At 69.2% G+C, this 15,691-nt stretch carries 13 protein-coding genes; 5 read left to right on the forward strand and 8 right to left on the reverse strand.

Annotated features, from left to right (window positions below; genetic code table 11):
* Position 1 precedes the first annotated feature (1 nt).
* From E1B00_RS03395 to E1B00_RS03425, 7 genes are all read right to left on the reverse strand, one after another.
* Positions 2-3,670, reverse strand: a complete 3,669-nt coding sequence (locus E1B00_RS03395) for a methylmalonyl-CoA mutase family protein (protein WP_139445706.1) — start codon at positions 3,668-3,670, stop codon at positions 2-4.
* 78 nt (positions 3,671-3,748) lie between these two features.
* The gene (locus E1B00_RS03400) at positions 3,749-4,393 is read right to left on the reverse strand and encodes a hypothetical protein (protein ID WP_139445709.1); all 645 of its coding nucleotides are present in this window, start codon (positions 4,391-4,393) and stop codon (positions 3,749-3,751) included.
* 164 nt (positions 4,394-4,557) lie between these two features.
* Positions 4,558-5,109: a group I truncated hemoglobin gene (locus E1B00_RS03405; RefSeq protein ID WP_139445712.1), complete on the reverse strand. Its 552-nt coding sequence runs from the start codon at positions 5,107-5,109 to the stop codon at positions 4,558-4,560.
* 17 nt (positions 5,110-5,126) lie between these two features.
* A complete protein-coding gene (locus E1B00_RS03410) occupies positions 5,127-6,023 on the reverse strand; it encodes a DUF3034 family protein (protein WP_139445714.1) in 897 nt (298 codons plus the stop codon).
* The gene (locus E1B00_RS03415; RefSeq protein WP_139445717.1) at positions 6,020-6,577 is read right to left on the reverse strand and encodes a COG4315 family predicted lipoprotein; all 558 of its coding nucleotides are present in this window, start codon (positions 6,575-6,577) and stop codon (positions 6,020-6,022) included. Before E1B00_RS03415 ends, E1B00_RS03410 begins: the two co-directional genes overlap by 4 nt.
* A gap of 75 nt (positions 6,578-6,652) precedes the next feature.
* On the reverse strand, positions 6,653-7,141 hold the full coding sequence (locus tag E1B00_RS03420) for a cupin domain-containing protein (RefSeq protein ID WP_139445719.1): 489 nt from the start codon (positions 7,139-7,141) through the stop codon (positions 6,653-6,655).
* Positions 7,138-7,752 (reverse strand): sigma-70 family RNA polymerase sigma factor, encoded by a 615-nt coding sequence (locus tag E1B00_RS03425; RefSeq protein ID WP_176693108.1) that lies wholly within the window; start codon positions 7,750-7,752, stop codon positions 7,138-7,140. Before E1B00_RS03425 ends, E1B00_RS03420 begins: the two co-directional genes overlap by 4 nt.
* A gap of 443 nt (positions 7,753-8,195) precedes the next feature.
* Between E1B00_RS03425 and E1B00_RS03430 the strand changes: the two genes are divergently transcribed.
* Positions 8,196-9,296 (forward strand): Glu/Leu/Phe/Val dehydrogenase dimerization domain-containing protein, encoded by a 1,101-nt coding sequence (locus E1B00_RS03430; protein ID WP_139445723.1) that lies wholly within the window; start codon positions 8,196-8,198, stop codon positions 9,294-9,296.
* Positions 9,297-9,428: 132 nt separating this feature from the next.
* Complete coding sequence (locus E1B00_RS03435; protein WP_139445726.1) at positions 9,429-10,586, forward strand: isovaleryl-CoA dehydrogenase; 1,158 nt, start codon at positions 9,429-9,431, stop codon at positions 10,584-10,586.
* An 81-nt stretch (positions 10,587-10,667) separates the two neighbouring features.
* Here the strand turns inward: E1B00_RS03435 and E1B00_RS03440 are convergent, their stop codons facing one another.
* Positions 10,668-12,005, reverse strand: coding sequence for a tetratricopeptide repeat protein (locus tag E1B00_RS03440; protein WP_139445729.1), 1,338 nt, complete (start codon positions 12,003-12,005; stop codon positions 10,668-10,670).
* Positions 12,006-12,214: 209 nt separating this feature from the next.
* Here E1B00_RS03440 and E1B00_RS03445 point away from each other — a divergent pair, with 209 nt between their 5' ends.
* From E1B00_RS03445 to E1B00_RS03455, 3 genes are all read left to right on the forward strand, one after another.
* The gene (locus tag E1B00_RS03445) at positions 12,215-13,390 is read left to right on the forward strand and encodes a thiolase family protein (RefSeq protein ID WP_139445732.1); all 1,176 of its coding nucleotides are present in this window, start codon (positions 12,215-12,217) and stop codon (positions 13,388-13,390) included.
* A gap of 161 nt (positions 13,391-13,551) precedes the next feature.
* A complete protein-coding gene (locus E1B00_RS03450; protein WP_139445734.1) occupies positions 13,552-13,932 on the forward strand; it encodes a hypothetical protein in 381 nt (126 codons plus the stop codon).
* A 143-nt stretch (positions 13,933-14,075) separates the two neighbouring features.
* Complete coding sequence (locus E1B00_RS03455) at positions 14,076-15,683, forward strand: carboxyl transferase domain-containing protein (RefSeq protein ID WP_139445737.1); 1,608 nt, start codon at positions 14,076-14,078, stop codon at positions 15,681-15,683.
* Positions 15,684-15,691: the final 8 nt, after the last annotated feature.

A 15,691-nucleotide genomic window follows, 5' to 3' on the forward strand; every position in this document is an offset into this window, starting at 1 on the left:
GTTACATGTTCCGGCGATACTCCCCACCCACCTCATAAAGCGCATGACTGATCTGCCCCAGTGAATGCGTCTTCACCGCCTCCATCAACGCCGCGAAGATGTTCTTCCGGTCACGGGCGGTGGACTGCAGGGGCTTGAGGTGGTCTGAGGCCAAGGGGTTTCGGGCCAGCTGGTAGGTCCGGACGTTCGCGATCTGGGCGCCCTTCTCGCCTTCGGTGCTGCGGATCAGTTCGATGGTGGTGGCCACCTCGCCCGCGTGGTCCTTGGGCAGGAAGGTGTTCACGCCCACCAGGGGCAGGCTGCCGTCGTGTTTCTTGTGTTCGTAGTACAGGCTTTCTTCCTGGATCTTGCCGCGCTGGTACATGGTGTCCATGGCGCCCAGCACGCCGCCGCGTTCGCTCAGGGCTTCGAACTCGCGGTACACGGCCTCTTCCACCAGGTCGGTCAGGTGGTCGACGGCGAAGCTGCCCTGCCAGGGGTTCTCGTTGAAGTTGAGGCCCAGTTCCTTGTTGATGATCATCTGGATGGCCACGGCGCGGCGCACGCTTTCTTCGGTGGGCGTGGTGATGGCCTCGTCGTAGGCGTTGGTGTGCAGGCTGTTGCAGTTGTCGAACAGCGCGTACAGGGCCTGCAGCGTGGTGCGGATGTCGTTGAACTGGATCTCCTGCGCGTGCAGTGAGCGGCCGCTGGTTTGGATGTGGTACTTCAGCATCTGGCTGCGTTCGTTGGCGCCGTAGCGTTCGCGCATGGCGCGGGCCCAGATGCGGCGGGCCACGCGGCCGATCACCGTGTACTCCGGGTCCATGCCGTTGCTGAAGAAGAAGCTCAGGTTGGGCGCGAAGTCATCAATGTGCATGCCGCGCGCCAGGTAGTACTCGACGATCGTAAATCCGTTACTCAGGGTGAAGGCCAGCTGGCTGATCGGGTTCGCCCCCGCTTCGGCGATGTGGTAGCCGCTGATGGACACCGAGTAGAAGTTGCGGACCTTGCGATCCACGAAGAACTGCTGGATGTCGCCCATCATGCGCAGGGCGAATTCGGTGCTGAAGATGCAGGTGTTCTGGGCCTGGTCTTCCTTCAGGATGTCGGCCTGCACGGTGCCGCGCACGGTGCTGAGGGTTTTCGCCTTGATCTGCTCGTAGACCTCGGGCTCGACCAGCTGGTCGCCGGTGATTCCCAGCAGGCCGAGGCCCAGTCCGTCGTTCGTGGGCGGCAGCTCGCCGTGGTATTCGGGGCGCTTCTTGCCCTCGAAGAAGGCCTCGATCTTCTTGTGCGCTTCGTCCCAGCGCTTCTGGTCCTCGCGCAGGTACTTCTCGACCTGCTGATCGATGGCGGTGTTCATGAACATCGCCAGGATCATCGGCGCCGGGCCGTTGATGGTCATGGACACGCTGGTGGACGGCGCGCACAGGTCGAAGCCGGAATACAGCTTCTTCATGTCGTCCAGCGTGGCGATGGACACGCCGGAGTTGCCGATCTTGCCGTAGATGTCCGGGCGCTCGGCCGGGTCCTCGCCGTACAGGGTGACGCTGTCGAAGGCGGTGGACAGGCGCGCGGCCGGCTGGCCGACGCTGAGGTAGTGGAAACGCCGGTTGGTGCGTTCCGGCGTGCCCTCGCCCGCGAACATGCGGATCGGGTCTTCGCCGCTGCGGCGGTACGGGTACACGCCGCCGGTGTACGGGTAGGCGCCCGGCAGGTTTTCCTTGCTCAGGAAGGTCAGCAGCTCGCCCCAGCTCTTGTAGGTGGGCGCGGCGATCTTCGGGATCTTCTGGTGGCTGAGCGATTCGCGGTAGTTCTCGACGCGGATCGTCTTGTCGCGCACCTTGTATTCGCCCACCTCGTCGGTGATGGACTTCAGGCGCTCGGGCCATTCGCGCAGCAGGGCAATGGATTCGGCGCTGAGCGCCTTCACCGCGTCGTTGTAACGCTGGCGCAGGGTGACCAGGCTGCGGTCGACGCTGGCGGCGCGGCGTTCCTCCAGCGGGCCGCGGGCGTCGGCGCCCTGGGCCTGCTGCCACTTGAACACCACCTTGCGGCGCTCCTGGCCGGTGCGGCGCTCGCCGCAGGCGGGCCATTCGTTCGGGTTGGCGCCGGGCGTGGCCGGGGCGCGCTGCACCAGCAGGTGGTGCGGGTCGTAGAGGTCGAGCTGGCGCGGCAGGTCGGCGTCGTCCAGGTCGTGCAGGCTCTGCCAGTAGCTCTGGGCGCGGTCGGCGGCTTCGGCCTGGCGTTCGATGCTGGCGTTGATCTGGCGGCCCTGTTCGGCGATCTCGGCCAGGTAGCGGGTGCGGGCGCCGGGGATCAGCACGGTGGCGCGCGGTTCCTTCAGGCCGGTGTCGACGTTCGGCGAAAAATCGCAGTGCGGGCTCGACGGCGCCAGCTTGGCCTTCACCAGGCGGCACAGGTTGCTGAACATCCAGCTCACGCCGGGGTCATTGAACTGGCTGGCGATGGTCGGATAGACCGGCACCTCCTCGTCCTTCAGGGCGAAGGCGACGCGGTTGCGCTTCCACTGCTTGCGCACGTCCCTCAACGCATCCTCGGCGCCGCGCTTGTCGAACTTGTTCAGCACGACGAGCTCGGCGAAGTCGAGCATGTCGATCTTCTCGAGCTGGCTGGGGGCGCCGAAATCGGACGTCATCACGTAGACCGGGAAATCCACCAGGTCCACGATCTCGGAATCGGACTGGCCGATGCCGGCGGTTTCCACCATCACCAGGTCGTAGCCCTGGGCGCGCAGGAAGGCCACGCAGTCCTTCAGCACCGCATTGATGGCGGCGTGCTGGCGGCGGGTGGCCATCGACCGCATGAAGACGCGCGGGCTGCGCAGCGAGTTCATGCGGATGCGGTCGCCCAGCAGGGCGCCGCCGGTTCGGCGGCGGGTCGGGTCGACGGAAATCACGGCGATGCGCATTTCCGGGAAATGCTGCAGGAAGCGGTTCATCAGCTCGTCGGTGACGCTGGACTTGCCGGCGCCGCCGGTGCCGGTGAGGCCGATCACCGGGGTCTTGCCGCCGGCCAGCTGCCATTCCTTGCGCAGGGTGGCCAGCTGGGCCTCGTCGAGTTCGCCTTCTTCGATGGCGGTCAGCATCTTGCCGATGCTGATCTCGTCGTTGATGTCGGGTGCGAAGCCGGTGTCGGCCTCGGCTTTGCCCGCGCCTTTCTTCTTGCCGCCGGGCGTGGAGATAAATGCACTCTGACCCCGGATTTTGCGGGCGGCTTCGGTGCGGCGGACCAGGTCCTCGATCATCGCCACCAGGCCCATCTGCATGCCGTCGTTGGGGTGGTAGATGCGCTCGACGCCGTAGTCCTGCAGCTCCTTGATCTCCTCGGGCGTGATGGTGCCGCCGCCGCCGCCGAACACGCGGATGTGCGACGCGCCGCGCTCGCGCAGCATGTCCACCATGTACTTGAAGTATTCGGTGTGGCCGCCCTGGTAGCTCGACAGCGCGATGCCGTCGGCGTCTTCCTGCAGCGCGGCGCGCACCACGTCCTCGACGCTGCGGTTGTGGCCCAGGTGCACCACCTCCACGCCTTGCGCCTGGATCAGGCGGCGCATGATGTTGATGGCGGCGTCGTGGCCGTCGAACAGGCTGGCCGCGGTGACGAAGCGCAGCGGGCTGCGTTCGGCCTGGGTGTCGGCGGTCGGGACCTGGGAGGCGGGGGTGCTCATGGGGCGGACTCGTACGGCGGGTGCGGGGAAGGCCCGATTGTAGCGTCCCCGCGGGCCCCTGCCCGCCCCGCCCGGGCCTCAGCCGCCCAGGGTCTCGCAGAAGGACTTGGCGTAGGCGCTGCGCCGCACTTCGGCATCGCGCCGTCGCGCGGCGTCCACCAGCTCCAGACTGGCGCCGCGCAGACGGTCGATCTCGGCGCCGCGGCGGAAGGCGACCTCGCGCTGCAGGCGGGCGCGGCGGTGATCGTCCAGGCCCGATTCGAAGGTCACCCGGTTGTCGGCCAGGGCGCGCCAGGGCACGAAGATTGCGTGCAGCTCGCCTTCGGCCACCGCGAAGAAGCCGGCGCCGAACAGGTCGGCGCTGGCGGTGTGCGCGTGCAGGGTCCATTCGCCGCCGTCGCGGTAGCGCAGCGTGCTCATCACCGACTGCGGCGGCGCCACCGGCTGGCCCTCGGCCTCGGCGCTGAGCAGGATGCCGCGCAGGTCGCCGATGGGGTTGGAATGGGTCTCGTCGCCGGCGCGAAGGATGACGTTGCCGCCCTCCCAGTCCAGGCCCACCAGGTGGCCGAACAGCAGGTCGCCGGAGTTCAGCAGCAGGATGACCTTCTGCAGGTCGGGGTTCACGTGGCCCATCCAGCGCGGCGGCTGCGGCAGACCGTAAAGCACACCGGCGCCGTAGCCGAAGCTTCCGGGCAGGTCGTCGATGCGCTGCAGGTCGGTCATGGCCGCGAGTCTAGGAGTTTCGGGGCGGGTTTTCATCGGGCACAGGCTGGCCCACCCTGCCCGAACCCCGCCTGAAATCGTGACGCGGCGCACGGTTCACACTTCTGAATCCAAAGAAAAAGGCGGAGCCGGCGCCTTGCCCTACGCCGGCCCCGCCGCCCCACTCACTCGGTCACGACTTCCCGGTGCATCGGCGCCAGCTTGGCCAGCAGCCGGTTCTGGGCGCTGAAGGGCACGTCGTGCTGGTCCATCGCCACCTGCAGCACTTCCACCAGGCGGTTGAAGTCGGCGCGGTCGATGCCCAGGCCGGCGTGCGAACTTTTCATGTCGCGGCCGGTGTAGGTGCAGTCGCCGCCCAGGATCACGCAGAACTGCTCGACCAGCTGGCGCTTCACCCGCGCCTGGTCGGCATTGGCGAAGAACGGGCCCATCTTCTCGTCGGCCAGCAGGCCGGCCATGAAGGTGTCCATCAGCTTCGTCAGGCCGGCTTCGCCGCCGAACTGGTCGAGCACCGGCCGCAGTTCGGGGTGGGCGGGCGCCGGGTTGGGCGCGGTGGGGTCGTTGGCGGCAGGCGCGGCGGCGGCCTCTTCGGCCTCGAGCCGGGCCTCCTCGTCGAGCACGGCCTGTTCCTCGGCGCTGACCGCCGGGTCCTGGGCGAACACCGGCAGGGCCAGGCCCAGCGCCAGCAGGAAGATCAATCGGGTGCGGAAGTTCATGGCGTTCTCCGTGGGGCTCAGAAGCCGACCTGCAGCGAGGCGTAGAGCCCGCGCTGGTCGTCGGCGATGACGATGTTGCCGAGGTCGACGTAGGCGACGGTCAGCGAGACGTTCTTGTACGGCGCCCAGGCGACGAAGGCGTCGAAGGCGTTTTCCTCGACCGCGATGCCCAGATTGTTGGGCTTGTTGCGGTACTCGGCGCCGATGGCCACGTTGCGGCTGATCAGGTACGCCACCGAGGCCTCGAACTGCGGCTGGTAGTCGTCGTTGAGGTCGCCGCCGAAACCCAGGATGCCGAACTGGTTGGCGCGGGTGAAACGCACGGTGCCGTTCACCAGCAGGCTCTGGGCCAGGAACAGCTTGGTCGCGCTGATGTAGTAGTCCACGCCGCTGTCGTCGCGGGCGCCGACGAAGGCCAGCACGGCCGACTGGTCGTTCTTCTTGTACTGGGCGCCGATGGCGATCTGCGGCATCCAGCTGTCCTGCTCGAGCACGGCGTCGCCGGCGATTTTCACCTTCACGCCGATCGTGTCCTGGGTGAAGGTGAAACCGCGGCCCAGGCCCAGGGCCGCACCGACGTTCTCGGTGTCGAACTTCTGCCGCGACACGCTCAGCTCGACGCGGTCGTACAAGCCGACCAGCACGCCGTAGCTGTCGAGGCCGTAGTCGTCGACGTTGACGCGGGTATAGAAGGCGTTGCCGCCGACCTGGTCGCGGGTGCCGTAACCGCCGATCACGGCCCAGGGCGTCAGGCCGCCGCCGGCCGAGCCTTCCACCTGACTCACGCCGCCGGTGAGCAGCAGCTTGCCGGAGGTATCGAAGCCGTCGTCGTCGCCGGTCTCCTGGGCGAAGGCGTGGGAACATAGCGCCAGCAGGCAGGCGCCGGACAGCGCGGAACGTCGGAAAACACTCATCGGGTGGTCCTCGTGGCGGAAGGCGTGGAAGGAGGCGCCGGCCGGGTCTGGCCCGGTCGCGGCATCGGCATCGGGAAATACGGGGTCACCTGCGACTGCAGCGCCGGCGGCACCTTCACCAGGAACCAGACGCCGGCCACGCCGTCGCCGCCGGCGGCGCCGCGCTTGCGGTCGGAGACCCAGCGATAGAGCGGCTTGCCCTGCCAGGCCCACATCGGGCGGCCATCGCGGCTCCGGGCCAGGGTGAAGGGACCGAAGGGTTTGGCGTCGGGCGCGGCGTAGTGCGGCGGCCACAGGGCTTCGCAGGCGGAGTCGCAGCGGCTCTGGCCAGGCAGGTCTTCGGTATAGGTGTAGAGCGCACGGCCACCCTGCTCGACCAGCAGGCCGTTGCGCCGCCAGATCGGCACCGGGCTGGCCGCGGCGATCTCGGCCGGGCTGCGCGGGCGGGCGGCGTCGCCCTCGGCGCGGGGTGCGGGGGCCGGGGACTGGGCGGCGGCAAGGGACGCGGCGCTCGCGAACACGAGGGCCAGCAGGCTGGCGGAGAAGCGGGTCATGGCGGGCAAGGCCTTTGGCAAGCACGCTTGGGCGTGCGAGCGGCCTTACGCGGGCGGCGGGCCGGTCGGATGCACCTAGGTCTCGGAATCCGGCGCGGACAGCTTGCGCAGGCGTTCCGGGTCGGGGATGAGCTCGCTGCGGATCATCAGCAGCGCGCCCTTCGGGGCCTCGAAGGCCTTGTGCCGTTCGCCCGGCGGCGCGAGCAGGAAGTCGCCCGGGAAATATTCGACGCCGTCGTGCAGGACCGAACCCTCCAGCACCAGGCATTCCTCTTCGCGCGTGTGCGGATGCGGCGGCACCGCCGCGCCCGGCTCGATGCGCCAGAGGCTGGTCTGGGTGCCCTCGGCCTCGTCGCGGCGCAGGGTCTTGATGCGGATGCCGGGCACGAAGGGTTTCCATTCGCCTTCGTCGGCGCGCACCACCTTCGTGCGCATGCGGCGCGCACCGGCCAGGATCCGGGCGCGCAGCGCCGACGCGGCCGCGGGTGCCGGCGCGCTCTCCGGCAGCAGGCCGGCCAGGGCGGCCAGCAGCAGGTCGTCGCGGGGCGGCTTGCGTGTGCTCATGGCCGGTCGCCCTCCCCCTGCAGCGCCGCCCGGAGCGCGGCCAGGCCGCGACGGGCGTGCGATTTCACCGTGCCCAGCGGCAGTCCGGTGCGCTGCGCGATCTCGGGTTGCGACAACTCCTCTTGGTACGACAGTTCCAGCACGCGACGCTGGGCGGGGGTGAGCGCCTCCAGGGCGCGCCGAATCGCCTTCGCCTGGTCCAGGCGTTCGATCAGCACCGGTGCGGATTCATCTTCACCCGGCGTATACGCCTCGTCGGCACCGCCCGGATGCAGGGGCTGTTCCAGCCGCTGACGGCGGCCGCGGCGCCGGCGGTCGACCGCGCGGCTCCACGCCAGGGTCAGCAGCCAGGCCATCACTGCGCCCCGTTCCGGGCAATAGCTTACGGCGCGGTCCCAGACCTGCAGGAAGACGTCGCTGACCACTTCCTCGGCGTCCTGGGGCTGGCGCAGCACGCGCAGGGCCAGGCCGTAGACGCGGCCCAGCGCCAGGTCGTAGAGCTGACCCAGCGCGTCGGCGTCGCCGAAGCGGATGCGGCCGATCAGCGCGACCAGTACGGCTTCGTCGGGATCGAGGGGCGGCGCGGAGGGAAGCGGCAACTCGAGCGCCATGGCGGTCCGGGACGGAAGACGCGCCATTAGCCGTCGGCCCGCGAGGAGAGCGCGTGAAGGCGATCGACCAAAAAAAGGGCGACCGCGCGGCGGTCGCCCAATAAACCCTGCTCTAAGGGTTGGAGGCTGGCGGTTTTCCGGGGAGAGACAAAACCGCCAAGCCCTCAGGAGAACGCCCGCGCCGCCGGGAACCGGACACGCAGAAGTGGCCGCGACCGCCGGACGGCGCGAATGGACCGACGGACGCGGAATGCGGCCTGCGGACCGGTCACCTGCCCGTCTAGAGCGTTTGCTTTACACTACGGCGCGCCTTGACCCGGGGGCGCCTTGGCTGCCCCGGGACATAGCCATTTAATTCAATCACTTGCGGAACACTCTTCGAGTAACGACGCACGCCAGCACTCGCGCAGGCGCCCGCGTTTTCCGCCGGACCGGAGCTTTCCATGATCTTCGAAACCATCTCCACCTCGGGCCACGAGGAAGTGGTGTTCTGCCATAACAAGGACGCCGGCCTGAAGGCCATCATCGCGATCCACAACACCGTGCTGGGCCCCGCGCTGGGCGGCACGCGCATGTGGCCCTACGCGAGCGAGGCGGAAGCCCTGAACGACGTGCTGCGCCTGAGCCGCGGCATGACCTACAAGGCGGCGGTGTCGGGCCTGAACCTGGGCGGCGGCAAGGCGGTGATCTGGGGCGACCCGAACAAGGACAAGTCCGAGGCGCTGTTCCGCGCGTTCGGCCGGTTCGTGAACTCGCTCGGTGGCCGCTACATCACCGCCGAGGACGTCGGCATCGACGTCAACGACATGGAATACGTGTACCGCGAGACCGAGTTCGTGACCGGCGTGCACCAGGTGCACGGCGGCTCGGGCGACCCGTCGCCGTTCACCGCCTACGGCACCCTGCAGGGCCTGATGGCCGCGCTGCAGGTCAAGTTCGGCAACGAGGAAGTGGGCAACTACTCCTACGCCGTGCAGGGCGTGGGCCACGTCGGCATGGAGTTCGTGAAGCTGCTGCGCGAGCGCGGCGCCAAGGTCTTCGTCACCGACATCAACAAGGACGCCGTGCAGCGCGCCGTCGACGAGTTCGGCTGCGAGGCCGTGGCCCTGGACGACATCTACGACGTGGACGCCGACGTCTATTCGCCGACCGCCCTGGGCGGCACGGTGAACGAGAAGACCCTGCCCCGCCTGAAGTGCAAGATCATCTGCGGCGCCGCCAACAACCAGCTGGCCAACGACCAGATGGGCCTGGAAGTGGCCGCCAAGGGCATGCTGTACGCCCCGGACTACGCGGTGAACGCCGGCGGTCTGATGAACGTCTCGCTCGAGATCGACGGCTACAACCGCGAGCGCGCGATGCGCATGATGCGGACGATCTACTACAACCTCGGCCGCATCTTCGAGATCAGCAAGCGCGACGGCATCCCGACCAACAAGGCCGCCGACCGCATGGCCGAAGAGCGCATCAACGCCATCGGCAAGCTGCGCCTGCCGCACCTGGGCGCCCCGGCCCCGCGTTTCCAGGGCCGCCGCGGCAACTGACAAAAAATCCGGGGTCAGAGTGCATTTATCTTCACGCGCTGCCCCGGACAATTCGACGCCATCCGCCCGTCGGTTCCGAGGAACCGACGGCGCGAAGATAAATGCACTCTGACCCCGGATTGGATCTGACGTATGCGCACGTTTCCGCTTGGTGAAGACCTCGATGCCCTGCGCGACGCCGTCCGGCGCTTCGCCGAGAGCGAGATCGCCCCGCGGGCGGCGCAGATCGACCACGACAACCTCTTCCCCGCCGACCTGTGGCCCAAGCTGGGCGAGATGGGCCTGCTGGGTATGACCGTGCCCGCCGAATACGGCGGCAGCGACATGGGCTACCTGGCCCACCTGGTGGCGATGGAGGAGATCTCCCGCGCCTCCGGCTCCGTCGGCCTGAGCTACGTCGCGCATTCCAACCTGTGCGTGTCCAACCTCTACGCCAACGGCAGCGAGGCGCAGCGCCACAAATACCTGCCCAAGCTGTGCAGCGGCGAATGGAAGGGCGCGCTGGCGATGAGCGAACCGGGCGCCGGTTCCGACGTGGTCGGCTCGATGAGCTGCCGCGCCGATCTGCGCGACGGCGTCTGGATCGCCAACGGCAACAAGATGTGGATCACCAACGGCCCCGAGGCCGACGTGCTGGTGGTCTACATGCGCACCGCCGGCAAGGACGCGGGCTCGCGCTGCATGACCGCCTTCATCGTCGAGAAGGGCATGAAGGGCTTCTCCACCGCCCAGAAACTCGACAAGCTGGGCATGCGCGGCTCCAACACCTGCGAACTGGTGTTCGAGAACTGCGAGATTCCCGCCGAAAACGTCCTGGGCGAAGTGAACCAGGGCGTGCGGGTGCTGATGAACGGCCTGAACACCGAACGCCTGGTGATCACCGGCGGCCCGCTGGGCCTGATGCAGGCCGCGCTCGACGTCGCCCTGCCCTACGTGCGCGAACGCAAGCAGTTCGACCAGGCCATCGGCACCTTCGGCCTGATGCAGGGCAAGATCGCCGACATGTACACGGCGCTGCAGTCCAGCCGCGCCTTCGCCTACCAGGTGGCCCGCGATTTCGACGCCGGCCGTGCCAGCCGCGTGGATTCGGCCAGCTGCCTGCTGCACGCCAGCGAGTGCGCGGTGCAGGTGGCGCTGGAGGGCATCCAGGCCCTGGGCGGCAATGGCTATATCAATGAATACGCGACGGGGCGGATCCTGCGCGACGCCAAGCTCTACGCGATCGGCGCCGGCACCAACGAGATCCGCCGCATGCTGATCGGCCGCGAGCTGTTCGAAGACCGCGGCTGAAGCAGCGGCGTCGGACGGCGCCCGGCCTAGAGGCAACCAAGGGCGGAGCCGCGCGGCTCCGCCCTTTTTCTTGCGCCGCGCTCAGGCCGCGCGCGCCACCGGCGCAGCGCCCAGCGCCCGCCGCAGCAGCGCCGCCGTGCTCGCCCGGCCCGGCTTGGTCGCCGCGCGTTCGGCGGTGACGGCTTCGGCCAGGGCGCGGTCGCCGCTGCCGATCGCCGCCTCGATCAGGCTCAGGTCGATCAGGTCGCGCTGGGCGTGGCTGCCGCCGAAGCGGTGCGCGATCGGCCGGACCCAGCGCAGCCCGCGCGCCGCCTGGCGGTGGTCGCCGTCGGCCAGGGCCAGCAGCGACTCCAGCAGCGGCGCGCCGACCTCGGCGGTGAACAGGGCGTTGTCGCCGGCGCCCGCGGTGGCCCGGCGCTGCGCGTCGCGCACTTGGGCGAGCAGGTCCTTGCGGCCCGCACCGGCGAAGGCCAGCGCCGCGTGCACGTCGTTGAAGGCGTACCAGCCACTGCCGGCCTGCGGCGCCCAGGCCTCGGCCACGGCGGTCCAGCGCTCGCCCACATCGATGCCCCGCAGCTGCAGCCGCCAGAGCATGGCCGAGGCATCGATCAGGTCCATCGCGGTCTGCGGGCGGTGGCCGAAGATCGGGCCGTCGAAGAGTTCGAGCACGCGACCGATCTCGTCGCGCTCCAGGTGGTACAGGGCCAGGTGCCACCAGTTGTGCACGGCGAAGAAGCAGTCCTTCGACCAGGCCTCGGTGTCCTCGTTGAGCCAGGCGATGCCCTCGTCCACCCGGCCCTCCATCTCCATCACATGGGCCACGGCGTGCCAGGCCCAGGCGTCGCGGCGCTGCAGCTCCAGCGCCTGGTGGCCGGTGAACTCGGCCTGGGCGTACTGGCCGCATTCCTCCAGGCCGAAGGCCTGCATGCCCAGCACGGCGTGGTAGCCGGGCACCGACGCCGACCAGGCCGGCAGGGCCCGGCTGATGCGGTCGCGCAGCATGCGGGCGTCGCCGGTGAAGAAGTCGAGCAGGTGGCCCATCTGCAGCGCCAGCGCGTCGCGCGGGTGGGCAATGCTCAGGTCCTCGAGCGTGCGTGCGGCCAGGCGCCAGCGGCCTTCGGCCCAGGCGGACGCGGCGCGCAGGTGGGCCTGTTCGCGCGGCGTCGCGCCCAGGGTTTCGGCGGTACGCAGGGCCTCGCGGGCCAGCGGCAGCGGCGCGGCTTCGGAGGCGGTGAGGTAGAGCCAGGCCAGCGCGGCGTGGCCCATCACGAAGGCGGGGCTGTCGGCGACGGCCTGGGTCAGGGTGGCGACCGGATCGCCGGAATAGCACTGCAGCTGGTGCAGGGCCTGGTCGTAGAGGACGGCGGCCTGGGCGCTGGCGCCGGTCAGGGGGTGGCCTTGGGCATCGGTGTGGATCATGGGGTTTCTCTTGTGCGTCGGGGGAGGCGGGACGCTTAGGGTCCCAAAGACGAATACGCGCGACCCGGGCGGCTTCCGCCAGATTCCGGCCGTTGCGGCCATTGGCGGCAGCGCCCCACGGGCAGGACAATACGTCTCCTGAATGTCCGTCCGGCGCGTTGGCCGGCTCGGGCATAATTGCCGTTTCCCCGCGTCCATTCGGAGTTCCCATGTCCAAGGTCATCATCGCCGGCGCCAAGCGCACCGCCCTCGGCGCCCTGCTCGGCCAGTTCACCGGCGTGCCCGCCACCCAGCTCGGCTCGACCGCCATCAAGGCGGCGATGGAGCAGTCCGGCGTGGCCGGCGACAAGGTGGACGAAGTGATCATGGGCTGCGTGCTGCCCGCCGGCCTGGGCCAGGCCCCGGCCCGCCAGGCCGCGCTGGGCGCGGGCCTGCCGACCGCCGCCGGCTGCACCACCGTCAACAAGGTCTGCGGCTCGGGCATGAAGGCGATCATGATGGGCAGCGACCTGATCAAGGCCGGCTCGGCCGAGGTCGTGGTCGCCGGCGGCATGGAGTCGATGACCAATGCCCCGCACCTGCTGATGGGCTCGCGCACCGGCACCAAGTTCGGCCCGATCGAGATGCTCGACCACATGGCCTGGGACGGCCTGGTCAACCCCTACGACAAGCAGGCCATGGGCGTGTTCGGCGAACTGTGCGCCGACAAGTACGCGTTCAGCCGTGCCGACCAGGACGCCTTCGCAGCCGAGTCCGTGCGCCGCGCGCTTGCCGCCCAGGCCGAGGGCGCCTTCAAGGACGAGATCGCGCCGGTCACCGTCGCCGGCCGCAAGGGCGACGTGGTCGTGGACACCGACGAGCAGCCGGGCCGCTGCGACATCGCCAAGATCCCGAGCCTGCGCCCGGCCTTCAAGAAGGACGGCACGATCACCGCCGCCAGCTCGTCGAGCATCAACGACGGCGCGGCCGCCGTGGTCCTGGCCTCCGAAGCCGCGGCCAAGGCCCAGGGCCTGACCCCGCTGGCCACGATCGTCGCCCACGCCAGCCATGCCCAGGCCCCGGAGTGGTTCACCACCGCCCCGGTCGGCGCCATCCAGAAGGTGCTGGCCAAGGCCGGCTGGAGCGTGGCGGACGTCGACCTGTTCGAGGTCAACGAGGCGTTCGCGGCCGTGGCCATGGCCCCGATCAAGGAGCTGGGCGTGCCGCACGACAAGCTCAACGTGCACGGCGGCGCCTGCGCCCTGGGCCATCCGATCGGTGCGTCCGGCGCCCGCCTGGTGGTCACGTTGATCCATGCGCTGCGCCGCCGCGGTGGCAAGCGCGGCGTCGCCGCCCTGTGCATCGGCGGCGGCGAAGCGACCGCCGTGGCCATCGAACTGGCCTGAAACCGCCGACGGGCGGCCGGCCCAGATCGGCCGCCGAAGTTTATTTTCCGTAAAAGACCGGATTCCCCTTGACTCCGGCTTGGTTCCTGACATGATTTTGCCCACGTGTGCCGCAGGCGCACGTCTTGCTTACTAAAAACGTCTAGACGAGGAAACAACCCATGTCCCTGAACAAGACCCTGCTCGCCATGGCCCTGGGCCTGGCCCTGGCGGCCTGCTCGAACCAGGCTGAGCAGGCGGCTGACGCGGCTACCGATGCCGCTGCTGCTGCCGACGCTGCCGCCACCGAGGCTGCCGACGCCGCTGCCGCCGCCACCGACGCCGCGACCGAAGTCGCTGCCGACGCTGCCGACGCTTCTGCCGAAGTCGCCGCCGACGCCGCTGAAGTCGCGACCGACGCCGCTGCCGACGCCGCTGCTGCTGGCACCGAAGCCGCTGCCGACGCCGCTGCTGACGTGGCCGACGCCGCTGCCGAAGTTGCCGAGGACGCCGCCGAGACCGCCGAAGAGGCTGCCGACGCTGCCGACGAAGGCGGCAACTAAGCCTTCGCTGCAAGCTTCAAGCAAACGGGCGCGACGCAAGTCGCGCCCGTTTTCTTTTGCCCGGCCGCCGATGAGCACGGGGACCCTAGGCTGGGCCGGCCCCGGCCCGTAAACTCGACGGGTTTTCCAGCGAGCGGCCGCGCATGCCCATCCTCACCAGCCAGATCGATCCGCGCTCCCCCGAATTCCAGGACAACGCCGCGCAGCTGCGCGCTGCCGTCGCCGACTTCGAGGCCCAACTGGCGAAGGTCGCCCTGGGCGGCGGCGACAAGGCCCGCGCCAAGCACACCGAACGCGGCAAACTGCTGCCGCGCGAACGCATCACCGCCCTGCTCGATCCCGGCTCGCCCTTCCTGGAGCTCTCGGCCCTGGCTGCCGGCGGCATGTACGAAGACGCCGCGCCTGCCGCCGGCGTGATCACCGGCATAGGCCGCATCCACGGCATCGAGGTGGTGGTGGTCGCCAACGACGCGACGGTCAAGGGCGGCACCTATTTCCCGATGACGGTGAAGAAGCATCTCCGGGCGCAGGAAGTGGCGCTGGAGAACCACCTGCCCTGCGTCTACCTGGTCGATTCCGGCGGCGCCTTCCTGCCGCTGCAGGACGAGGTGTTCCCGGACAAGGAGCACTTCGGCCGCATCTTCTACAACCAGGCCCGGCTGAGCGCGAAGAACATCCCGCAGGTCGCGGTGGTGATGGGCAGCTGCACGGCGGGCGGCGCCTATGTGCCGGCGATGTGCGACGAGTCGATCATCGTGAAGGAACAGGGCACGATCTTCCTCGGCGGCCCGCCGCTGGTGAAGGCCGCGACCGGCGAGGTCGTGGACGCCGAATCGCTCGGCGGCGCCGACGTGCACACGTCCGTGTCCGGCGTCGCCGACCATTTCGCCGAAAACGACCGCCACGCGCTCGAGATCGCCCGCGACGTGGTGAAGCACCTCAACCGCAAGAAGCAGCTGGCCGTCGCCGTGCAGCCGCCGCGCGAGCCACTGTACGCGCCCGAGGAACTCTACGGCGTGATCCCGAAGGACACGCGCCGGCCCTTCGACATCCGCGAAGTGATCGCCCGCGTCGTCGACGGCAGCGAGTTCCAGGAATTCAAGGCGCGCTACGGCAAGACCCTGGTCTGCGGCTTCGCCCATATCCACGGGTACCCGGTGGGCATCGTCGCCAACAACGGCATCCTGTTCGCCGAGAGCGCGCTCAAGGGCGCGCATTTCATCGAGCTGTGCAACCAGCGCGACATCCCGCTGGTCTTCCTGCAGAACATCACCGGCTTCATGGTCGGCAAGAAGTACGAAAACGCCGGCATCGCCAAGGACGGCGCCAAGATGGTGACCGCCGTGGCCTGCTCGCACGTGCCCAAGTTCACCGTCGTCATCGGCGGCAGCTTCGGCGCCGGCAACTACGCCATGTGCGGCCGGGCCTACGGCGCGCGGTTCCTGTGGACCTGGCCGAACGCGCGCATCAGCGTGATGGGCGGCGAACAGGCCGCCAGCGTGCTGGCGACCGTCAAGCGCGACGGCATCGAAGCCGGCGGCAAGACCTGGAGCAAGGACGAGGAAGAGGCCTTCAAGGCCCCCATCCGCGACCAGTACGAGCGCCAGGGCCACCCCTACTACGCCACCGCCCGCCTCTGGGACGACGGCATCATCGACCCCGCCGACACCCGGCGCGTACTGGGCCTGGCGCTGTCGGCCAGCCTCAACGCGCCGATCGAGAAGGACCGCTTCGGCGTGTTCCGCATGTAATCCACCCC

The organism is Arenimonas terrae (assembly GCF_006265115.1).
Classification (GTDB): domain Bacteria; phylum Pseudomonadota; class Gammaproteobacteria; order Xanthomonadales; family Xanthomonadaceae; genus Arenimonas; species Arenimonas terrae.